This is a genomic window from Ramlibacter sp., from assembly GCF_035627355.1.
Taxonomy (GTDB): domain Bacteria; phylum Pseudomonadota; class Gammaproteobacteria; order Burkholderiales; family Burkholderiaceae_C; genus Ramlibacter.
Map to the genome: position 1 here is coordinate 53,401 of NZ_DASPLW010000010.1, position 19,468 is coordinate 72,868.

The following is a 19,468-nucleotide window of genomic DNA, read 5'->3' on the forward strand; positions in this document are numbered from 1 at the left end:
TGTAGGCAGTGGACGCGCGCGGCCGTTGATCCGCATCAAGCGGCGCCCCCGGCGCGCCTCCGGGCGATCCCGAACGGCCGCGCCACGGCGCTTCACCAAATGATCAAAGCGCGGGTGCCGCGGGCGCGCAGCCTCACCAAATGGACAAGGGTCGACCGGCGCTGCGCGTGCGCTCGAATGGCACTCGCCTCGTTGTCCCCCGAGGCGCGCGGACGGCGCGCAGCTCCTCTGGCACGTCTTATGCGTTCACGGCGACGTGCGGCCCGCTGCGGCCGACCGTCCAACGCGCATCGCCAGAAGGAGACAAGCCATGAAATTTCCCGTTCCGCACGACGTGAAGGCCAAGGCCATCCCCGGTACCGAAGGCTGGGAGCGGATGTACCCCTACCACTACCAGTTCGTCAACGACGATCCCGAGCGCAACGCCTACGAGAAGGAGACCTTCTGGTTCTACGACGGCCTGCACTACCCCGAGCCGCTGTACCCCTTCGACACCATCTGGGACGAGGCCTGGTACCTCGCGCTGTCCCAGTTCAACAACCGCATCTTCATGGTGCCGCCGGTGCGCGGGGTGGACCACCGCATCGTCAACGGCTACGTCTACATCTCGCCGGTGCCCGTCAAGGACGCGCAGGAGATCGGCGCGCGGGTGCCCAACTTCATGGAGCGGGCGGGCTACTACTACAAGAACTGGGACGCGCTGGAAGCCAGGTGGAAGCTGAAGATGGAAGCCACCATCCGCGAGCTGGAGGCGCTGCAGATCCCGCGGCTGGGCGAGATGGAGGACCTGAAGGTCGTCACCGATGCGCTCGGCGAGTCCCAGGGCTACCACCTGCTGAAGAACTACGACGACCTGATCAACCTGGGCATCAAGTGCTGGCAGTACCACTTCGAGTTCCTGAACCTGGGCTACGCCGCCTACGTGTTCTTCCTCGACTTCGCGCAGAAGCTGTTCCCCAACATCCCGGCGCAGCGCGTCACCCAGATGATCTCGGGCATCGACGTGATCATGTACCAGCCCGACGAGGAGCTGAAGAAGCTGGCGCGGCTGGCCATCGAGCTCGGCGTCGATGAAGCCGTCTGCTTCAGCCCCGAGTGGACCGTGGTCGAGGGTGCGCTCAAGGAGCTGCCCAACGGGGTGAAGTGGCTCACCTCGCTGAACCTGGCGCGCGAGCCCTGGTTCAACATCTCCTGCGGCACCGGCTGGTTCCACCACGACCGCTCGTGGAACGACCAGATGAACGTGCCGCTGTCGGGCATCGCCACCTACATCGCCAAGCTGCGCCGGGGCGAGGTGATCGACCGGCCCACCGCCAAGGTGCGTGCGGAGCGCGACCGCATCACCGAGGAGTACCGGGCGCTGATCGACAAGCCGGAAGACCTCAAGCAGTTCGACGAGTTGCTCGCCTGCGCCAAGACCGTGTTCCCCTACGTGGAGAACCACCTGTTCTACGTCGAGCACTGGTTCCACTCGGTGTTCTGGAACAAGATGCGCGAGGTCGCCGCCATCATGAAGGAGCACGGCGTCATCGAGGACGTCGAGGACGTGTGGCTGCTGCGCCGCGACGAGGTCAAGCAGGCGCTGTGGGACATCGTCACCGCCTGGGCCACCGGCGTGAAGCCGCGCGGCACCCGGACCTGGCCGCAGGAGATCCGCTGGCGCAAGGGTGTCATGGCCGCCTTCCAGGCCTGGAGCCCGCCGCCGGCGATCGGCACCGCGCCGGAGGTGATCCAGGAGCCCTTCACCATCGTGCTCTGGGGCGTCACCAACAAGTCGCTGGCCGACTGGGCCGCCGTGCAGGAGGTGGGCGACCCCGACAGCATCACGGAGCTCAAGGGCTTCGCCGGCAGTCCCGGCATCGTCGAGGGCCGAGCGCGGGTGTGCCGCACCGTCGGCGAAGTAGGCGACCTGCAGCCGGGCGAGATCCTGGTGGCCCCGACCACCTCCCCGTCGTGGGCGCCGGCCTTCGCCAAGATCGGCGCCTGCATCACCGACGTGGGCGGCGTGATGAGCCACGCCGCCATCGTCTGCCGCGAATACGGCATGCCGGCGGTGGTGGGCACCGGCCACGCGACCAAGGTGATCCGCACCGGGATGATGCTGCGCGTCGACGGCTCCACCGGGGCCGTGGCCATCGCCCGCTGAAGGAGCCGGCGCCATGCAGGTTCCTTCGGTCGACCGGCCCCCGGTGCGGCACGTGGCCCACGTGCCGCCGCCGGTGTGCTGGTTCGAGGACTGCCACAAGGACGACGTGCCGCTGGTCGGCGGCAAGTGCGCGTCCCTGGGCGAGCTGATCAACGCCGGCGTGCGCGTCCCGCCCGGGTTCGCGCTCACCACCGAGGGCTTTCGCCGCTTCATAGCGGCCGCCGGCGTAGCCGAAGCGGTGCGCACGCTGCTGGCGGGGGTGGACACCGCCGACCTGGCCGCGCTGGAGGCGGCCAGCGTGCGGATCCGGCGCACCATCGAGGCGCAACCCTTCCCCGAGGAGCTCGAGGACGAGGTGGCCGAGTGCTATCGCCAACTGTCGCTGCGCTGCGGACTGCCGGCGGTGCCGGTGGCGGTGCGCTCCAGCGCCACCGCCGAGGACCTGGCCGATGCCAGCTTCGCCGGCCAGCAGGACACCTACCTGTGGATCCGCGGCATCGACGCGGTGCTGCACCACATGCGCCGCTGCATCTCCAGCCTCTACACGGCGCGCGCGATCGCCTACCGCGCCGCCCGCGGGATCGATGACGACACCCTGGCCATCAGCGTGGGCGTGCAGAAGATGGCCAACGCCTTTGCCGCCGGCGTGATGTTCACCATCCATCCGGCCAACGGCGACCGCTCGGTGATCGTCATCGATTCCAACTTCGGCTTCGGCGAGTCGGTGGTGTCGGGCGAGGTGACGCCGGACCACTTCGTGGTCAACAAGGTTACGCTGGACATCATCCATCGCACCGTCTCGCGGAAGCTGGTCTGCTACACGGTCGATCCCAAGGCGCAGGCCTCCATCGCCGTCGAGGTGCCGTCCGAGCGGCAGCAGGTGCAGTCGCTGATCGACGACGAGATCACCGAGCTGGCCTGGATGGGCAAGCGCATCGAGAAGCACTACGGCCGCCCGATGGACATCGAATGGGCGGTCGACAAGGACCTGCCCTCGGGCGGGAACATCTTCATCCTACAAGCGCGGCCCGAGACGGTGTGGAGCGCGCGCGCCCGCACCGCGGACGAGCGCCCGGCCACTTCGGCCATGGACTACATCCTGACCGCCATGCTGGCCGGCAAGAAGGTCGGCTGACGCCTTTCCCTCCCTCCCCATTCCATCCATCCCAACGGAGACCACGATGAACGCGAGAACCGACGTCCGCCCGATCGACGACCTGCGCAGCTACATGGACGCGCTGCAACAGCACGGCCAGCTGCAGCGGGTGCGCACCGAGGTGGACTGGAAATACGAGCTGTGCCACGTCTCGAAAGTCAACGAGGAGCAGAAGGGCCCGGCGCTGCTGTACGAGAACGTCAAGGGCTACGACATCCCGGTGTTCACGAGCGCCTTCACCACCACCCAGCGGCTGGCGATCGCGCTGGAGCAGGACCCCTCGCTGTCGATGAGCCAGCTGGCCAAGAAGTGGATGGAGCTGACCACCAAGCAGATGGTCAAGCCGGTGTTCGTGGACAACCCGCCGGTGATGGAGAACCAGGTCACCGGCGCCGACATCGACATCGAGAAGTTTCCCTCGCCCTGGTTCTACCCCGACGACGGCGGCCGCTTCTTCGTGACCGCCGGCTACCTGGTGACGCAGGACCCGGACACCGGCTGGACAAACCTGGGCACCTACCGCTCGCAGGTGCTGGGCAAGGACATCCTGGGCTCGCAGATCATCAAGGGCAAGCATGGCGACATGCACATGAAGAAGTACCAGGAGCGCGGCGAGCTGATGCCGGCGGCGGCCGTCGTCGGTTGCGACCCGGTGCTGTTCCTGGCCAGCTCCACGCTGGTGAGCGCCGGCGTCGACGAGTACGACGTCGCCGGCTCGCTGCGCGGCCGCCCGGTGCCGGTGTTCAAGTCCGAGGTGACCGGGCTGACCCTGCCGGCCAACGCCGAGATCATCGCGGAGGGCTTCATCGACCCGAACGAGCTGATGGAGGAGGGCCCCTTCGGCGAGTACACCGGCTACTACTCCGGCAACAAGGGCAAGGACTACCCGAAGCCGGTGCTGCGCATCAAGCGCATCCTGCACCGCAACAAGCCGGTCATGTGGTCCACCACCGTGGGCAAGCCGATCAACGACATCCACATGATCCAGTCGCTCAACCGCACGGCCACGCTCTGGTACGACCTCGAGATGATGAAGGTGCCGGGCATCCAGAGCGTCTACATCCCGCCGGAAGCCTGCGGCCGCTTCTGGGTGGTAGTGTCGGTCAAGCAGATGTACCCGGGCCACTCCAACCACGTCGGCAACGCCGTGATCGCCAGCACCACCGGCCACTACGGGGTCAAGGGCGTGATCACGGTGGACCACGACATCGAGGCCGACGACTGGGACCGCGTCTGGTGGGCTCTGGCCACCCGCTTCGACCCGAAGCGTTCGGCGCAGATCATCGACCGCGGCCGCTCCACGCCGCTGGACCCCGGTCTGCCGATCAGCGCGCGCGACATCACCAGCCGCATCATCCTGGACGCCTGCACGCCGTACGAGTGGAAGGACAAGCCCAACGAGATCTTCATGGACCGCGCCGTGCTGCAGAAGGTCTCGGACCGCTGGAACCAGTACGGCTTCACCGGGCCCAGCCCGGTCGCCGGGATGATCAACCGGCTGACCCGGCCGGAGACCAAGAAGGCCAAGGCGGCCTGAGGCCACGGGGAGCGACGTGATGGCCGCGCGCAAGGGCATCGTCATCATCTGCAACCTCGACACCCGCGGCGAGGACATCGTGTTCGTCAAGGACCTGATCGCCGGCCGCGGGCACGAGCCCATCCTGCTGGACTTCAGCATGGAGGAGCCGCCGCCGTTCCCGGGCGACATCACGACCGAGCAGGTGGCGCGGCGAGGCGGCCTGCCGATCGAGGCGGTGCGCGAGAAGTACCGCAGCGACCGTGACGCCGCCACCAGCAACCAGATCGCCGGCGCGGCGGCGATCGTGGGCGAGCTGTTGCGCGAGCGGCGCGTGCACGGCGTGATCGGCATCGGCGGCGGCACCGCCACGCTGGTGGCCACTTCGGTGATGCGCCGGCTGCCGTTCGGCATGCCCAAGCTGATGGCCTCGCCGATGGCGGCGCACCCGGCCTACATCGACAAGTACGTCGGCACCAGCGACATCACCATGCACCACACGGTGCTGGACATCGTCAAGATGAATCCCCTGCTGAAGGCGCAGATCACCAACGCCGTCGGTGCGATCTGCGGCATGGTGGAGCTCACCCAGGGCAGCGACATCCGCTTCGACAAGCCCTGTGTCGCGATTTCCTCCTTCGGCTTCGGCGAGATGGCCGTGCAGTCGGCGGTCGGCCTGCTGGAGGACGAGGGCTTCACGCCCATCGTCTGCCATGCACAGGGCAAGGGCGACCGGGCGATGGAGGAGATGATCGCCAGCGGCGCCTTCCACGGCGTGCTGGACATCTGCACCGGTGGCATCGTCGAGCACCTGTTCCACGGCAACCGCGACCCGGGCCCCGACCGGCTGAAGGCGGCCGCGCGCGCCGGCATCCCGATGGTGCTGGCGCCCTGCGGGCTGGACATCCTGTCCTATGGCGGACGGGCCGACATGCTGGAGCGCACCCGGGGCCGGCCGCAGGTGGTGCAGGACGCCCTGCGCGTGCAGGTGCGCACGACCGCCGAGGAGTTGCGCGCCGCGGCCGACGTGATCGCCGAGCGGCTGAACGAGGCCACCGGGCCCTGGACCTTCCTGATTCCACTGCAGGGCTGGTCCTCGCTGGACAAGCCTGGGCGGCCGATCTACGACCCGCTGGCCGATGCCGCCTTCGTCGAGCGGCTCAAGCTGCAGCTGCGGGAGCCGGGCCGGGTCAAGGAGCTCGACCTGCACCTGTACACGCCGGAGTTCGCGCGCGCCGCCGTCGACGAGTTCGTGCGGCTGTACGAGCAGGCCCACATCGCGCGCGCGCAGGTGGCGGCATGAACGTCGCCCTGCTGCCGCTTCGGCCCCTGCTGGTGCGCGACTGGATGCAGGCGCAGCCGCTCACCATTCCCGGCGACACCCTGGTCTCCGAGGCCAAGCGCCTGATGAGCGAGCACCGGCTGCACGCGCTGCCGGTGGTCGAGCAGGGCCGGCTGCGCGGGCTGGTGACGCGGGCCAACCTGCTGCGCATGGGCCACTTCGTGCTGCACACCCAGGACGCCGACGAGTTCGCCTTCTTCGTCAGCCGCCTGCAGGTCAAGGACGTCATGGTGCGCCGGCCCGCGACCGTGCAGGCCGGCGACAGCATGGAGCAGTGCCTGGCGCGCGGGCGCGAGCTGGGCGTGGCGCAGTTCCCGGTGATGGAGGACGGCCGCCTGGTGGGAGTCATCTCTGCCAACGAGATCTTCCAGCTCGCCGCGCACTGCCTGGCCGCCGCCCACGCCGCCGATGCGGCGCCTATCCCTTGCGACCCGCCTTCCTCACGGAGCCTGCCATGACCCTGCCCCTGATCGTTGCCATCACCGGCGCCACCGGCGTGATCTACGGCGTCGAGATGCTGCGCATCCTGCGCGAGCTCGGCCAGCCCACCCACCTGGTCCTGAGCGAGGCCGCCGGCGTGAACCTCGGCATCGAGACCGCCTACACGCTGCAGGATGTGCGGAGCCTGGCCACGGTGGTCCACAGCAACAAGGACGTGGGCGCCACCGTCGCCAGCGGTTCGTTCCGCACCCGCGGGATGATCGTGGCGCCCTGCACCGTCAAGACGCTGTCGGCGATCGCCAATTCCTTCACCTACAACCTGGTGGCGCGGGCGGCCGACGTGCAGCTCAAGGAAGGGCGCAAGCTGGTGCTGATGGTGCGCGAGACGCCGCTGCACAAGGGCCACCTGGACCTGATGGCGCGGGCCGCCGATTGCGGCGCGGTGATCCTGCCGCCGATGCCGGCCTTCTACCACCGGCCCGAATCGATCATGGACCTGGTGCACCAGAGCATCGGCAAGGCGCTGGACCAGGTCGGCATCGAGCACGACCTGTTCCGGCGCTGGAGCGGCCGCCACGAGGAAGCAGCCGATTCCGCTGCGCCGGTGCGACTGGCGACCTGAGGCTGGCGGTCAGGGCGACGCCGCGCGGGCCGTGCAGGGCTTCAGCCGACCGAGACGTCGTGATAGCGCTGGATCTGGCACTCGTAAGACGCCTCGCTCCGGTCGCACGGCGACTCTTGCCGCTGGACCGGCGGCAGGGCCGAACAGCCGGCCAGCATCAGCAACAGCACGAGGCTGGAGCAGCGCATGCGCAAGGTGCGTGCAGGCATGGTGTCGCGCTCAGAGCCGGATCTGCGCGGCGATGCGGCGCAGCTCGTCGAGGGAAGGGTTCTTGCGCGGCCACACCAGGCCGACGCCATCGTCCGCGTGCCGCGGAAGCACGTGCACGTGCAGGTGCGGCACGGTCTGCCAGCCGGCGACCTTGTTGGCCTGCAGGATGGTCATGCCCTCGGGCTGGAAGGCCGCCTGCACCGCATGCGCCACCCGGTGCACCGTGCGGAACAGCGCCATCGCGGTGGCCTCGTCGATGTCGAGCAGGGTCTCGGCCTGCTGGCGCGTGGCGACCAGCACGTGCCCGGGATTGAGCTGGCCTGCGTCCATGAATGCGAAGGTCAGTTCGTCCTCGTAGACGATCGCCGCCGGCACTTCGCGGCGGAGGATGCGGGTGAAGATGGTCGGTTCCAACGCGGGGGCCTCCTGCAGCACGATTGCCTTCGATTCTCGTTCATCCCGTCGAACGCGGCCGCACGCATCGATCGTGCCGCTGTAGGCCGAAAGATGTTCAGGATTTCCCTCATGTAAGAGTCCGTGACCTGCGCCGGACGGCGGTGTGCGCGGCTTAGCATGGACCTGTCCAGCTACAGGAGGGAGTCTGCATGAACGAGCACCATCCGCAGTTCTGGTTCCGGGCCGAGCATGTCGGCGCCGAGTTCACGACGCAGGGCGAGCGGCAGATCGCCGCCTGGCTGCGCGAACAGCTGAAGGCCGTGGGCTACGAGGTGCAGGCGCCGCAGGAGCGCTCCTGGGGCCAGCGCATCTGCATCCAGCTGCCGGTGCCGCTCTACGTGGACTGCGCCGCGGCCCGGCGCGTCACGGGCTCGCCGTTCGCGCCGCCGTGCTGGATCGCCGAGGTCACCGCCGAAGGCGGGCTGCGGGCCGGACGCGAGGGGCGGCTGGCCCCCTTGCCGGAGGTGGCCCAGGTCGGGCGCGACCTGCAGCGCATCCTGGGCGACAGCGCCGGCGCCTGGAGCCACTAGGCGGGGGCATCGCTTCACGCCACGGCCCCCCGGGCGCACAATGGCCGCCTTCTGCAAGGAGCGCCCACCGATGAAGGCCAGCAACATCCTCGAGACCATAGGCCGCACGCCGCACGTGCGGATCAACCGGCTGTTCGGCAACAGCCACCAGGTGTGGGTCAAATGCGAGCGCGCCAATCCCGGCGCCTCGATCAAGGACCGCATCGCCCTGTCCATGGTCGAGGATGCCGAGAAGTCCGGCCGGCTCAAGCCCGGCGGCACCATCATCGAACCGACCTCGGGCAACACCGGCATCGGGCTGGCCATGGTGGCCGCCGTCAAGGGCTACAGGCTGGTGCTGGTGATGCCCGACAGCATGTCGGTCGAGCGCCGCCGCCTGATGCTCGCGTATGGCGCCACCTTCGACCTGACCCCGCGCGAGAAGGGCATGAAGGGCGCGATCGCGCGGGCCGAGGAACTGGCCGCGCAGACCCCCGGTGCCTGGATCCCGCAGCAGTTCGAGAACCAGGCCAACGTCACCGTGCACGAGCAGACCACCGCGCGCGAGATCCTGGAGGACTTCCCGGATGGGCTGGACTGCATCATCACCGGCGTGGGCACCGGCGGCCACATCACTGCCTGCGCGAAGGTGCTCAAGCCGAAGTGGCCGCAGCTGAAGGTGTTCGCCGTGGAGCCCACCGCCTCGCCGGTGCTCTCCGGCGGCCAGCCGGGCCCGCACCCGCTGCAGGGCCTGGGCGCCGGCTTCATCCCGAAGATCATGGACACCCAGCTGCTCGACGGCGTGATCCAGGTGGATGCCGAGCCGGCGCGCGAGATGGCGCGCCGCTGCGCCCGCGAGGAAGGCCTGCTGGTGGGCATCTCGTCCGGCGCGGCACTGGCCGCCGTCGCGCAGAAGCTGCCCGAGCTGCCGGCCGGCGCCCGGGTGCTGACCTTCAACTACGACACCGGCGAGCGCTACCTCTCGGTCGAAGGCTTCCTGCCGGTGCCCTGAGCACGCGGCAGCCCATCCGGTAACCGCACCCCCGCGCGCGGGCCGCGGCCGATATAGTGGGCGGCTCCACGTCCACCGAGTGAGGCCCGCGCATGAAGCCACTGTCGCCATTCGTTCGCCGCTCGTGCCAATGCCTGGCGGCGGTCCTCGCGCTGCAGCTGCCGCTGGCGCAGGCGGAGCTGATCGGCCCCGAGGCCGTGCTGGCCATGCAGTCGCCCTCCCAGGAGCAGCTCGACCGCGCCAAGGTGCAGCAGTTCATCGAGAGCGCGGACCTCAAGGACCGGCTGCGTGCCATGGGTGTCGACGGCATCGCCGCCAGCCAGCGCGTCGATGCGATGACCGAGCAGGAGGTGCACGCGTTGGCGCAGCGCATCGACAGCCTGCCCGCCGGCGGCGCCTTCAGCGACCGGGACATCATCCTGGTGCTGCTGATCGCGCTGCTGATCGTGGTGGCGCTGTAGGGCTACTCCTCCTTCGGCTTGAACTGCTGCGCGAGCTGCGCCTGCACGCTGGGCGGCACCGGCTCGTAGTGGCTGAAGGCCAGCGTGTAGCGGCCCTGCCCCCCGGTGAGCGAGTTCAGCCGCGACTGGTAGCTGGCCAGCTCCGACAGCGGCGCCAGCGCCTGCACCGTCGAGGTGCCGTCGGCGCCGGCCTGGGTGCCGCTGACCTGGCCGCGGCGGGAAGCCAGGTCGCCGGTGATGTCGCCCAGGTTGGGCTCGGGCGCGCTGATCTCCATGGTCACGATGGGCTCCAGCACGCAGGGCCGCGCCGCCTTCACGGCCTCCACCAGCGCCTTGCGGCCGGCGGTGACGAAGGCGATCTCCTTGCTGTCCACGCTGTGGTGCTTGCCGTCGTACACGGTGACCTTCAGGTCCACCACCGGATAGCCGGCGACCACGCCCTGCTCCATCGCCTGGCGCACGCCCTTTTCCACCGCGGGCATGAAGTTGCCCGGGATGGCGCCGCCCTTGACCTCGTCGGCGAACTGGAAGCCGGCCCCGCGCGGCAGCGGCTCGATGCGCAGGAACACCTCGCCGAACTGGCCGGCGCCGCCGGTCTGCTTCTTGTGGCGGTGGTGCCCCTCGGCCGGCGCGGTGACGGTCTCGCGGTAGGCGATGCGCGGCGGCCGCGTCTCGACCTGGCAGCCGTGCACCTCGGTCAGCCGGTCCAGCAGCGTGCGCAGGTGCAGCTCGCCCAGGCCGTAGACCACCGTCTCATGGCTGCCAGCCGGCTGCTCCACCCGCAGGCAGGGGTCCTCGCTCACCAGCTTGTGCAGGATGTCGTGCAGGCGCTGCTCGTCGCCGCGCCGCTTGGGCTCGATCGCCAGCCCGTGCACCGGCAGCGGGAACTGCAGCGGCTTGAGGTGGATGTGCGCGTCCTCGGCGGCGTCGTGCAGCACCGCATCGAAGTGCATCTCTTCGACCTTGGCGATCGCGCACAGGTCGCCCGGCACCGCCTGGTCCACCTCCGCCAGCCGGTTGCCCTGCAGCTGGAAGAGGTGGCCCACCTTGAAAGGGCGGCGGCCATCTCCCACGTAGAGCTGGCTGTCGCGCGTGATCGTGCCCTGGTGCACGCGCACCACGCCCATCTTGCCGACGTAGGGGTCCTGCGTGACCTTGAAGACGTGCGCCAGCACGTGCCGCTGCGGGTCCACCTCGGCGGCGATCGGCCGGGCCTCTTCGCCTTCGCCTTGCAGGAATTCGGGCGGGTTGCTCTCGGTCGGATCGGGCAGCAACCGCTCGATGACGTCCAGCAGCTCGGGCACGCCGGCGCCGGTACGCGCCGACACGAAGCAGATCGGCACCAGGTGGCCTTCGCGCAGCGCCTGCTCCAGAGGCGCATGCAGCTCGGCCGGATCGACGTCGCCTTCGTTCAGGTAGCGCTCGACGAAAGCCGCGTCGACTTCCACCACCTGCTCGACCAGCGCACGGTGGGCCTGCTCCACCGAGGAGAAATCCGGTGCCGGGCCGTCGTCCTTGAGCTTCCAGAAGCAGTCCAGCACCGCCTGGCCGTCCTGCGCCGGCAGGTTGACGGGCAGGCATTCCTTGCCGAAGGTGGCCTGGACCTGCTCCACCAGCGCCTGCAGGCCGGCGCCCTGGCCGTCGATGCGGTTGACGACGATGATCCGGTCACGGCCGAGCTGCCGCGCCCACTCCATCATTCGTACCGCCATCGGCTCGATGCCGGTAGCGGCATTGATGACGATGGCGGCGGTCTCCACCGCCTGCAGCGCCGGCAGCGACTGGCCCAGGAAGTCGGGCGCGCCGGGCGTGTCGACCAGGTAGCTGGTGATGCCGCGATGGTCCAGGTGCAGCACGCTGCTGCCGAGCGAGCGCAGCAGGCGCTTTTCCAGCGGGTCCCAGTCGGAGACCGTGCTGCCCTTTTCCACGCTGCCGGGGGCGCCCACCGCACCGGCCTTCCACAGCAAGGCTTCGGCCAGGCTGGTCTTGCCTGCGCCGCTGGGGCCCACCAGGGCCACCGTGCGACGGCTGGCAATGTCACGATGAGCGACCACGAGACACTCCTTTCGCAACGAGGGAACAACCCCGTGCCCGGGGCCTTGTCCTTCATTGTGGGTGCATTCGGCGGCTCGCTGCAGCCCCCGCGCGCAGGCCGGCGAGCGCTGGCTCTGCAGTCGATGGGCTCGCCACGCTTGAGCCCGCGGCGGGCCGGGACGCTCAGGCCGCGGCCGTGACCACGACTTCGACGCGCCACTCCGGCTTGGCCAGCCGGGCCTGCACGGTGGCGCGCGGCGGTGCGTTGCCGGGCGCGACCCAGGCCTCCCACACCTCGTTCATGCCGGCGAAGTCCGCCAGGTCGGGCAGGAAGATCTGGGCCATGAGGATCTTCGATTTGTCCGAGCCGGCGCGCGCCAGCAGGGCGTCGACGGCGGCTAGCACCTGCCGGGTCTGGCCGCGGATGTCCTGGGTGGCGTCACCGGCGACCTGGCCGGCGAGGTAGAGGGTGCCGTTGTGCACCGCCATCTCGGAGAGGCGGGCACCGACGTCGAAGCGCTGGATCAAGTCGATTCCTTTCGTGCGGCCCTGGATGGGCCCTCGTGCATGGCGCCGCTGTCCGGCGGCGCGGGGGCGCCATTGTTGCAGCGCCGGCCAAGCGCGCGAAGGCCGCGTCAGCGCGCCGCCGCCGCCAGCGCCTGGGCCAGGTCGGCCTTCAGGTCGTCGACATGCTCGATGCCGATCGACAGGCGCACCGTCTCTTCCGACACGCCGGCCTTCTTCAGTTCCTCGGCCGAGAGCTGCCGGTGCGTGGTCGAGGCCGGGTGGGTGGCCAGCGAGCGAACGTCGCCGATGTTCACCAGCCGGATGAACAGCTGGAGCGCGTCGAGGAAGCGCGCACCGGCCTCGCGGCCGCCCTTGACGCCGAAGGTCAGGATGCCCGAGGCCCGTCCGCCCAGGTACTTCTTCGCCAGCTCGTGTTGCGGGTGCTGCGGCAGCCCGGCGTAGCTGACCCATTCCACGCCCTCCTGCTGCTGCAGGAACTGCGCGATGGCCAGGGCGTTGTCGCAGATGCGGTCCATGCGCAGCGCCAGCGTCTCGATGCCCTGCAGCACCAGCCAGGCGTTGAAGGGCGAGATCGCCGCGCCCATGTTGCGCAGCGGCACCACGCGCGCACGGCCGATGTAGGCGGCCGGGCCCAGCGCCTGCGTGTAGACCACGCCGTGGTAGCTGACGTCCGGTTCGTTCAGGCGGCGGAAGCGCGCCGCGTGCTGCGCCCAGGGGAACTTGCCGCTGTCGACGATCACGCCGCCGATGCTGTTGCCGTGCCCGTTGAGGTACTTGGTCAGCGCGTGCACCACGATGTCGGCGCCGTGCTCGAACGGGCGCAGCAGGTAGGGGCTGGGCACCGTGTTGTCCACGATCAGCGGCACGCCGTGGTCGTGCGCGACCCGCGCCAGCGCCGCGATGTCCGACACGTTGCCCAGCGGGTTGCCGATCGATTCGCAGAACACGGCCTTGGTGCGGTCGTCGATCAGCCCGGCGAACGATTCCGGCCTCGCCGGGTCGGCGAGGCGCACCTCGATGCCCTGCTGCGGGAAGGTGTGGGCGAACAGGTTGTAGGTGCCGCCATACAGCGTGCTGGCCGACACGATGTTGTCGCCCGCCTCGGCGATGGTCTGGATCGCCGCCGTGATCGCCGCCATGCCCGAGGCCATGGCCAGCGCACCGACACCGCCTTCCAGCGCCGCCAGCCGCTGCTCCAGCACCGCCTGGGTCGGATTCATGATGCGCGTGTAGATGTTGCCCTCGACCTTCAGGTCGAACAGGTCGGCGCCGTGCTGCGCGCTGTCGAAGGCGTAGGCCACCGTCTGGTACAGCGGCGGCACCACGGCGCGCGTGGTCGGGTCGGGCGAATAGCCGGCGTGCACCGACCGCGTCTCGAATTTCCAGTCCTGGCTCATGGGCTTGCTCCTGCAGCGTGCAGCCCGCCGGACGCCGGCGGGCAAAAGCGCGTAGCTTGCCCGCGAAATCGCCCGTGCCAACGAACGAGTTCTCATGAGCTTATGGAAGCCCGGCGGTACGGCGGTCGGCCGCCGCCGTGCTTGACGCGACGCGCGCACTGATGCAGGTCAAAGCCCCTATGTGCCATCGACTCGGCATCAGCAGCGTCCTACAGACACCCTGGGCTTGCGGGAACACCATGGCTCGCCTGTAGTACCTCTTGTACAGCCATAGTGTTCTCCGACAGTACCTGGGCTCCCGAGCGAGTCCGACCTACCGCCACCCCCGGCACCCTCACCCTGAACCGGCCTGCGCGGATCGCTCCGGCGTCCCGGCAGCCGCAAGCCCGCAAGGCCCTGCTGTACCACCTGCACCTGGCCCAGCGGGCCGACTGCTCGCCGGTGCAGGCCGTCGCCTTCGACGATCCCGCGGTGTTCGACGCCTGCAGCCGGCTGCTGGTGCAGTGCGCGGTGATCGGCCGGGTGCAGGCGCCCGCGCCCGGTGCGCCCGCCGGCAGCCTGAGCTTCCGCTCGGAGCTGACGGTGCGCCGCGTGTTCGAGCTGCTGGGTCCCACCGTGCAGGCGTGCAACCGTTCGCTACGCGGCACCCCCTGGCAGTTCCTGCTGCACGCCGGCGATCCCTGACCCGATCGCGAAGAGGCGGCCGGTCAGCCGGCGCGGGCCGCCCGCAGCGCTGCCACGTCGGGCACCGTGATGCGCCGCCCCGCCACGGAGAGCAGCCCCTGGCCCTGCAGTTCGCGCAGCAGGCGCGAGAAGTGCTCGGGCGAGACGCGCAGCCGCGCCGCGATGGAGGCCTTGCTGGCCGGCAGCGTGATGCCGCCGGCGTCCGGGCTGGCCTCGGCCACCCGGGCCAGGAACTCGATCACGCGCTCGCGCCCGCTACCCTGGGCCTGGCGGTCTAGCTCCTGCACCAGGCTCTCGATGCGCGCACTGAGCGCCGCGATGATGCGGCGCGCGAACACGGGGCTGCGGTCGATCTCGTCGAACACGGCGTCCCTGGGCAGGAGCAGCAGCAGCGCGTCGCTGGCGGCCACGGCATCCACCACGGCGGGGCGCTCGAGGAACATCACGGCTTCGCCGAAGCTGCGGCCGGCCGAGGCGACGCCGGTCAGGCGCTGGCGCCCCTGCTCGCCGCGCGCCAGCAGCCGGACCTCGCCGAAGACCACGAGGTAGATGCCGGCGGCCGGGTCGCCGGTGCGGAACAGCACCTGGCCGCGCTGCAGCGGCAGGCGCTGGGTGCGCGCGGCCAGCCGCTCCAGCGTGCCGCGGTCCATGCCCTGCAGCAGCGGCAGGGCGGCCAGCAGCGCACGCTCCCGCGCGGCCGCAAGGGCGGCCGTGTGGCGGGTGGCGAGCGGGCGGGTCACTGCGGTGCGGAACTCGGGAGCCGGCGGGCTCCCGTGCAGGGACCTTAGCGCAGCGTGGGTCGACCGGTTTGCGTTGTCGCAAGCGTGCACCCGCGCGGACCGATACCGCCGCTCAGCCGCGCAGCTTCTTCCAGCCGGGGTGGTCGAAGGTGCGGCCGTAGGCGTCGAGTGCGCCCAGCAGCTTGACCGCGCCGTCGCGCGGCTTGGCCCTGGACTTGCCGGACATCGCCTCGGTCGCCTCGCCGATGTCGGCAATGATCCCGTGCAGCGCCGCATCGGCGTCGGGCGGCAGCTTGCAGTTGGCGACGATGTGGGCGACCTGCTGCTCGGTCTTGGCAGCGATCGCCTGGTACTGCTCGGGCGCCAGCTTGTCGTCGTGGATGGCGCCCAGCTGCGGCTCCAGCGCATGGCGGATTTCCGTCATGCCTTCGCGCAGCGCCGCGTCGGTGGCCCAGCGCTTGCCGGCCGGCAGCGGTTTGGCCGCGGCGCTGGCGTGGCCATGGTCATGGGCGTCGCCGGCGGCCAGCGCGGGGGTGCCGAGCGTGGTCAATGCCGCGAAGCCGGTGGCCGCCAGGGCGACGGCCAGCAGGCGGGCGGTGGCAGGAATCGATTGCATGGAAAAGTGCCTTTCTCTCGTTGCGGGAAGGACGATGGCCTTCCTCGTGCGGGATGGAGGTTTCCGGCGCGGCATGGATTCCCGGTGCGTGATGTCGTCTTGATATCTGCTAAGAAATGGGGAGCGGTCTGTTGCCGGGGCGGATGCTCAGGCCGCCGGCAGCAGCAGCACCGCGAGCAGTCCGCCGCGGCTGCTGCGCTGCAGATCCAGCGTGCCGCCGTACAGCTCCACCAGGTCCTGCACGATGGCCAGGCCCAGCCCGGCGCCGGGCACGCTTTCATCCAGCCGCACACCGCGCAGCGAGGCCTGTGCGCGCTGGGCATCGTCCATGCCGGGGCCGTCGTCCTCCACCTCGACGCGCAGTTGCGGGCGGCCAGCGAGGTCCGCCGGCTGCACGCGCACGCGGACCTCGCGGCGGGCCCACTTGCAGGCGTTGTCCAGCAGGTTGCCCAGCAACTCCTGCAGGTCCTGCTCCTCGCCCTGGAAGGCCAACCCTGCGTCGAACGGTTCGATCGCTACGTCCAGGTCGCGTTGCGCGTGCACGCGGGTCATCACGCGCGCCAGCCCTTGCAGCACGGGCTCGATGCGCGTGGCCTGGGAGCCCGCTCGCCCCAGCGCCGCCGAGCGCGAGCGGGCCAGGTGCCAGTCCACGTGCCGGGCCGCGCGGGCGACCTGCTCGTGCACCAGCGCGCCCAGCTGCGGCAGCTCGCCGGTGGCCGGTGCCGTCCCGACGGTGGCGAGGCGATCGCCGACCTGCCGCAGCACGGCCAGCGGCGTCTTGAGCGCATGCGCCAGGTTGCCGGCGTGCTTGCGCGCCTGCTCCACCATGGCGGCGTTCTGGTCCAGCACGCCGTTGAAGTCGTCCGCCAGCGGCTGCACCTCGGCCGGGAATCGTCCTTGCAGTCGTGGCGCGCTACCGCTGCGCACGGCATCCAGTGCCTGGTGCAGGGCGCGCAGCGGCGCCAGCCCCACCAGCACCTGGATCCAGGACGCCGCGAGCAGCAGCGCGAACAGCACCAGCAGCGACAGCGCGAGCTGGCCGCGGAAGCGCTGCACCGCCTCGTCCAGCGGCGCCGTGTCGGCCGCTACGGCGAGCCGCCAGGCGGCCTGCGGTTGCCGCGGGTCGTGCACCTGGCGCTCCAGCACCAGCACCGGCTGGCCGCGCGGCCCGGTGGCGTCATGCACGTGCACGGTGCCGTCGGCGACGCGGTCGGCCGGCAGCTGCAGCGCCTGGTCCCACAGCGAGCGCGAGCGCAGCACGCCGGCGCGGCCGGCGCCGTCCAGCTGCCAGTACAGGCCGGAGTAGGGCCGGTCCCAGCGCGGATCGCTGAGGGTGGCGGCATCCAGCACGGGCTGGGCCGCGGAGTCGAACTCCAGCCGTGCCGTGAGCTGGTCCAGCTGCCCCTGCAGCCCCGCCTGGAATTGCTGCATCGCATGGTCGCGGAACAGCGCCGACAAACCCCAGCCGGCCGCCAGCAGCGCCAGCGCCAGCACCACCGTGGTGGCCGCCAGCAGCCGCCGGCGCAGCGAAGGCGCGGCGGCCGCGGTCATGCGCCGGGCACGAGGCGGTAGCCCATGCCGCGCACGGTCTCGATCATCCCGGGCGGCAGCTTGCGGCGCAGCCGGCCGACGAACACCTCGATGGTGTTGGAGTCGCGCTCGAAGTCCTGCGCGTACAGGTGCTCGGTGAGTTCGGTGCGCGACACCACGGTGCCGGGCCGGTGCATCAGGTAGGCCAGCAGCTTGAACTCGTGGCTGGTCAGCGCCACCGGCGCGCCGTCGCAGGTCACGCGCCCGCTGCGCGTGTCCAGCGTGACCGGCCCGCAGCTGAGCACGGCGGAGGCCAGCCCCTGCGAACGGCGGATCAGGGCGCGCAGGCGGGCCAGCAGTTCCTCCACGTGGAAGGGCTTGGCCAGGTAGTCGTCGGCACCGGCGTCGATGCCGGCCACCTTCTCGTGCCAGAGGTCGCGCGCGGTGAGGATCAGCACCGGCGTGGCCAGCCCGCCGGCGCGCCAGCGGCGCAGCACGCTCAGGCCGTCGAGCACCGGCAGGCCCAGGTCCAGCACGATGGCGTCGTACGGTTCCACCGATCCCAGGTGCAGCGCATCCTGGCCGTTGTCGGCGGTGTCGACCGCGTAGCCGGCCTCGGTCAGCGCCTGCGACACCTGGCGGCGCAGGGCGGGTTCGTCTTCCACCAGCAGCAGCCGCATCAGCGCACCTTCTCCTTGCGCCGCAGCACCTCGCCGGTCTTGGCGTCGACTTCCAGCTTGAGCAGCGCGCCGCCGGGCTGAAGCAGCTTGAGTTCATAGACCCAGCGCTCGTGCTCGCGCTCCAGCTCCACCGCCATCACCTGGCCGGGATGGGTCTGCGCGACCTGTTGCAGCACGCGGTCCAGCGGCAGCACGTCGCCGGCCTGCAGCGCGGCGCGGGCGCGGTCGTGGTCGTCGTCGTGCCGGCCAGCCCAGGCCGCCGAGGGGCCGGCGCCCAGCGCCAGCGCGGCGACGAGCAGCGGCAACAGTCGGGCGAAGGGATGGGTGGGCATGGGGCGGTAAGGGGCGGTTGAAGCATTGTGTCGCGCCCAGGCTGAACGGCGCATGAACGCCGCCTTCATCGAAGGTACAGGCGCGGCTTCGCACCATGGCGGCCATTCGATGAAAGGAAGCCGCATGTCCCCCCGTCTCCGCGATGTCGCCGCCGGCGCGCTGCCCTGGGCCCTCTTGCTGCTGATGGCAGCGGCAGGCCCCGCGGCGCGTGCGGCGGACACTTCGGCCGCCCAGCAGCTGCTGCGCTGGAGCGCCCAGGCCGGCCAGCCCGGCGACGCCGCCGCCGGTCGCGTGTTCTTCACCAGCCGGCACGGCGGCGAGTGGTCCTGTGCCTCCTGCCACGGCAACCCGCCGACCACGAATGGCCGCCACGAGAGCACCGGCAAGACCATCGCGCCGCTCGCGCCCGCGTTCAATCCCAAGTCCTTCACCGACACGGCCAAGGTGGAGAAGTGGTTCCGCCGCAATTGCCGCGACGTGCTGGAGCGCGAATGCAGCGCCCGGGAAAAGGCCGACGTGCTGGCCTTCCTGCAGGGGCTCCAGCCATGAGCCGCGTCCTTGCTTTCGTCGCCGGCGCGCTGCTGCTCTCTGCGGCGCCCTTCGCCGCGCAGGCCGACGGCGGCCGGCGCATGCCGGCGCAGGTGCCGCCGGCCTATGCCGCCGAGTGCGGCAGTTGCCACCTGGCCTTCCCGCCCGGTGCGCTGCCGGCGCGCTCCTGGCTGCGGATGGTGTCCGGGCTGGACGATCACTACGGCACCGATGCCTCGCTGGATGAGGCCACGGTGCAGCAGCTGTCCGGCTGGCTGGTGGCGCACGCCGGCACCTGGAAGCGGGTGCGCGAGGAGCCGCCGCAGGACCGCATCACGCGCTCGGCCTGGTTCGAGCACAAGCACCGGCGCATAGCACCGAGCGCCTGGAAGCTGCCCAGCATCCGGAGTGCCGCCAATTGCGCGGCCTGCCACGGCCGTGCCGAGCAGGGCGAGTTCGACGACGACCGCCTGCGCGTGCCGGCCGGCCTCGACGCCCGTTCGCGGCGTGCCTTCGACGAGTGACTT

Annotated in this window: 22 protein-coding genes; 12 read left to right on the forward strand and 10 right to left on the reverse strand. The window is 70.5% G+C overall.

The window, feature by feature from the left end:
- Positions 1 to 310: 310 nt before the first annotated feature.
- Genes VEC03_RS03835 through VEC03_RS03860 form a run of 6 tightly spaced genes read left to right on the forward strand, consistent with a single transcriptional unit; the run spans position 311 to position 7,223 of the window.
- On the forward strand, positions 311 to 2,146 hold the full coding sequence (locus VEC03_RS03835; protein ID WP_324912813.1) for a PEP-utilizing enzyme: 1,836 nt from the start codon (positions 311 to 313) through the stop codon (positions 2,144 to 2,146).
- 13 nt (positions 2,147 to 2,159) lie between these two features.
- Positions 2,160 to 3,281, forward strand: a complete 1,122-nt coding sequence (locus VEC03_RS03840) for a PEP/pyruvate-binding domain-containing protein (protein WP_324912814.1) — start codon at positions 2,160 to 2,162, stop codon at positions 3,279 to 3,281.
- A gap of 46 nt (positions 3,282 to 3,327) precedes the next feature.
- Positions 3,328 to 4,839 carry a phenylphosphate carboxylase subunit beta gene (gene ppcB / locus VEC03_RS03845; RefSeq protein ID WP_324912815.1) on the forward strand — a complete coding sequence of 504 codons (1,512 nt, stop codon included), beginning with the start codon at positions 3,328 to 3,330 and terminating at the stop codon, positions 4,837 to 4,839.
- 19 nt (positions 4,840 to 4,858) lie between these two features.
- Entirely contained in the window at positions 4,859 to 6,121 is a 1,263-nt protein-coding gene (locus tag VEC03_RS03850; RefSeq protein ID WP_324912816.1) for a Tm-1-like ATP-binding domain-containing protein, read from the forward strand.
- Entirely contained in the window at positions 6,118 to 6,618 is a 501-nt protein-coding gene (locus VEC03_RS03855) for a CBS domain-containing protein (RefSeq protein ID WP_324912817.1), read from the forward strand. The genes VEC03_RS03850 and VEC03_RS03855 overlap by 4 nt, the downstream gene beginning before the upstream one ends.
- Positions 6,615 to 7,223: a UbiX family flavin prenyltransferase gene (locus VEC03_RS03860; RefSeq protein ID WP_324912818.1), complete on the forward strand. Its 609-nt coding sequence runs from the start codon at positions 6,615 to 6,617 to the stop codon at positions 7,221 to 7,223. The genes VEC03_RS03855 and VEC03_RS03860 overlap by 4 nt, the downstream gene beginning before the upstream one ends.
- A gap of 41 nt (positions 7,224 to 7,264) precedes the next feature.
- On the opposite strand, the gene VEC03_RS03865 is transcribed toward VEC03_RS03860, so the two are convergent.
- A complete protein-coding gene (locus VEC03_RS03865; protein WP_324912819.1) occupies positions 7,265 to 7,432 on the reverse strand; it encodes a hypothetical protein in 168 nt (55 codons plus the stop codon).
- A 10-nt stretch (positions 7,433 to 7,442) separates the two neighbouring features.
- Positions 7,443 to 7,847 carry an HIT family protein gene (locus VEC03_RS03870; protein WP_324912820.1) on the reverse strand — a complete coding sequence of 135 codons (405 nt, stop codon included), beginning with the start codon at positions 7,845 to 7,847 and terminating at the stop codon, positions 7,443 to 7,445.
- Positions 7,848 to 8,038: 191 nt separating this feature from the next.
- Between VEC03_RS03870 and VEC03_RS03875 the strand changes: the two genes are divergently transcribed.
- From VEC03_RS03875 to VEC03_RS03885, 3 genes are all read left to right on the forward strand, one after another.
- Positions 8,039 to 8,419 (forward strand): hypothetical protein, encoded by a 381-nt coding sequence (locus VEC03_RS03875; protein WP_324912821.1) that lies wholly within the window; start codon positions 8,039 to 8,041, stop codon positions 8,417 to 8,419.
- Positions 8,420 to 8,489: 70 nt separating this feature from the next.
- Positions 8,490 to 9,410 carry a cysteine synthase A gene (cysK, locus tag VEC03_RS03880; RefSeq protein ID WP_324912823.1) on the forward strand — a complete coding sequence of 307 codons (921 nt, stop codon included), beginning with the start codon at positions 8,490 to 8,492 and terminating at the stop codon, positions 9,408 to 9,410.
- Between the two features lie 92 nt (positions 9,411 to 9,502).
- Positions 9,503 to 9,871 (forward strand): PA2779 family protein, encoded by a 369-nt coding sequence (locus tag VEC03_RS03885; protein ID WP_324912824.1) that lies wholly within the window; start codon positions 9,503 to 9,505, stop codon positions 9,869 to 9,871.
- 2 nt (positions 9,872 to 9,873) lie between these two features.
- Here the strand turns inward: VEC03_RS03885 and fusA are convergent, their stop codons facing one another.
- The 3 genes from fusA to VEC03_RS03900 all read right to left on the reverse strand — a co-directional run bounded on the left by fusA (position 9,874) and on the right by VEC03_RS03900 (position 13,830).
- A complete protein-coding gene (gene fusA / locus VEC03_RS03890) occupies positions 9,874 to 11,925 on the reverse strand; it encodes an elongation factor G (protein WP_324912826.1) in 2,052 nt (683 codons plus the stop codon).
- A gap of 163 nt (positions 11,926 to 12,088) precedes the next feature.
- A complete protein-coding gene (locus VEC03_RS03895) occupies positions 12,089 to 12,433 on the reverse strand; it encodes a RidA family protein (RefSeq protein WP_324912827.1) in 345 nt (114 codons plus the stop codon).
- A gap of 107 nt (positions 12,434 to 12,540) precedes the next feature.
- The gene (locus VEC03_RS03900) at positions 12,541 to 13,830 is read right to left on the reverse strand and encodes an O-acetylhomoserine aminocarboxypropyltransferase/cysteine synthase family protein (RefSeq protein ID WP_324912829.1); all 1,290 of its coding nucleotides are present in this window, start codon (positions 13,828 to 13,830) and stop codon (positions 12,541 to 12,543) included.
- A gap of 273 nt (positions 13,831 to 14,103) precedes the next feature.
- On the opposite strand from VEC03_RS03900, the gene VEC03_RS03905 reads away from it, so the two are divergent.
- On the forward strand, positions 14,104 to 14,514 hold the full coding sequence (locus VEC03_RS03905) for a hypothetical protein (protein ID WP_324912830.1): 411 nt from the start codon (positions 14,104 to 14,106) through the stop codon (positions 14,512 to 14,514).
- Positions 14,515 to 14,537: 23 nt separating this feature from the next.
- Here VEC03_RS03905 and VEC03_RS03910 read toward each other — a convergent pair whose 3' ends face one another.
- The 5 genes from VEC03_RS03910 to VEC03_RS03930 form a co-directional block, all read right to left on the reverse strand.
- Complete coding sequence (locus VEC03_RS03910; protein ID WP_324912832.1) at positions 14,538 to 15,254, reverse strand: Crp/Fnr family transcriptional regulator; 717 nt, start codon at positions 15,252 to 15,254, stop codon at positions 14,538 to 14,540.
- A gap of 112 nt (positions 15,255 to 15,366) precedes the next feature.
- Positions 15,367 to 15,870 (reverse strand): hypothetical protein, encoded by a 504-nt coding sequence (locus VEC03_RS03915; RefSeq protein WP_324912834.1) that lies wholly within the window; start codon positions 15,868 to 15,870, stop codon positions 15,367 to 15,369.
- A gap of 147 nt (positions 15,871 to 16,017) precedes the next feature.
- The gene (locus VEC03_RS03920; RefSeq protein WP_324912836.1) at positions 16,018 to 17,421 is read right to left on the reverse strand and encodes a sensor histidine kinase; all 1,404 of its coding nucleotides are present in this window, start codon (positions 17,419 to 17,421) and stop codon (positions 16,018 to 16,020) included.
- Positions 17,418 to 18,080 (reverse strand): response regulator transcription factor, encoded by a 663-nt coding sequence (locus tag VEC03_RS03925; protein ID WP_324912838.1) that lies wholly within the window; start codon positions 18,078 to 18,080, stop codon positions 17,418 to 17,420. The genes VEC03_RS03920 and VEC03_RS03925 overlap by 4 nt, the downstream gene beginning before the upstream one ends.
- Positions 18,080 to 18,412 (reverse strand): PepSY domain-containing protein, encoded by a 333-nt coding sequence (locus tag VEC03_RS03930; protein ID WP_324912839.1) that lies wholly within the window; start codon positions 18,410 to 18,412, stop codon positions 18,080 to 18,082. The genes VEC03_RS03925 and VEC03_RS03930 overlap by 1 nt, the downstream gene beginning before the upstream one ends.
- Before the next feature lie 124 nt (positions 18,413 to 18,536).
- On the opposite strand from VEC03_RS03930, the gene VEC03_RS03935 reads away from it, so the two are divergent.
- Entirely contained in the window at positions 18,537 to 18,962 is a 426-nt protein-coding gene (locus VEC03_RS03935; protein ID WP_414708452.1) for a DUF1924 domain-containing protein, read from the forward strand.
- The gene (locus VEC03_RS03940) at positions 18,959 to 19,465 is read left to right on the forward strand and encodes a diheme cytochrome c (RefSeq protein WP_324912841.1); all 507 of its coding nucleotides are present in this window, start codon (positions 18,959 to 18,961) and stop codon (positions 19,463 to 19,465) included. Before VEC03_RS03935 ends, VEC03_RS03940 begins: the two co-directional genes overlap by 4 nt.
- Positions 19,466 to 19,468: the final 3 nt, after the last annotated feature.

Bases quoted from the DNA above. Each gene is read 5' to 3' on its own strand.
- VEC03_RS03915 (WP_324912834.1), bottom strand. From the start codon at position 15,870: ATGCAATCGATTCCTGCCACCGCCCGCCTGCTGGCCGTCGCCCTGGCG.
- VEC03_RS03940 (WP_324912841.1), top strand. From the start codon at position 18,959: ATGAGCCGCGTCCTTGCTTTCGTCGCCGGCGCGCTGCTGCTCTCTGCG.
- VEC03_RS03920 (WP_324912836.1), bottom strand. From the start codon at position 17,421: ATGACCGCGGCCGCCGCGCCTTCGCTGCGCCGGCGGCTGCTGGCGGCC.
- VEC03_RS03865 (WP_324912819.1), bottom strand. From the start codon at position 7,432: ATGCCTGCACGCACCTTGCGCATGCGCTGCTCCAGCCTCGTGCTGTTG.
- VEC03_RS03900 (WP_324912829.1), bottom strand. From the start codon at position 13,830: ATGAGCCAGGACTGGAAATTCGAGACGCGGTCGGTGCACGCCGGCTAT.
- VEC03_RS03850 (WP_324912816.1), top strand. From the start codon at position 4,859: ATGGCCGCGCGCAAGGGCATCGTCATCATCTGCAACCTCGACACCCGC.
- VEC03_RS03935 (WP_414708452.1), top strand. From the start codon at position 18,537: ATGTCCCCCCGTCTCCGCGATGTCGCCGCCGGCGCGCTGCCCTGGGCC.
- VEC03_RS03860 (WP_324912818.1), top strand. From the start codon at position 6,615: ATGACCCTGCCCCTGATCGTTGCCATCACCGGCGCCACCGGCGTGATC.
- VEC03_RS03875 (WP_324912821.1), top strand. From the start codon at position 8,039: ATGAACGAGCACCATCCGCAGTTCTGGTTCCGGGCCGAGCATGTCGGC.
- ppcB (WP_324912815.1), top strand. From the start codon at position 3,328: ATGAACGCGAGAACCGACGTCCGCCCGATCGACGACCTGCGCAGCTAC.
- VEC03_RS03925 (WP_324912838.1), bottom strand. From the start codon at position 18,080: ATGCGGCTGCTGCTGGTGGAAGACGAACCCGCCCTGCGCCGCCAGGTG.
- VEC03_RS03840 (WP_324912814.1), top strand. From the start codon at position 2,160: ATGCAGGTTCCTTCGGTCGACCGGCCCCCGGTGCGGCACGTGGCCCAC.
- VEC03_RS03835 (WP_324912813.1), top strand. From the start codon at position 311: ATGAAATTTCCCGTTCCGCACGACGTGAAGGCCAAGGCCATCCCCGGT.
- cysK (WP_324912823.1), top strand. From the start codon at position 8,490: ATGAAGGCCAGCAACATCCTCGAGACCATAGGCCGCACGCCGCACGTG.
- VEC03_RS03885 (WP_324912824.1), top strand. From the start codon at position 9,503: ATGAAGCCACTGTCGCCATTCGTTCGCCGCTCGTGCCAATGCCTGGCG.
- VEC03_RS03855 (WP_324912817.1), top strand. From the start codon at position 6,118: ATGAACGTCGCCCTGCTGCCGCTTCGGCCCCTGCTGGTGCGCGACTGG.
- VEC03_RS03930 (WP_324912839.1), bottom strand. From the start codon at position 18,412: ATGCCCACCCATCCCTTCGCCCGACTGTTGCCGCTGCTCGTCGCCGCG.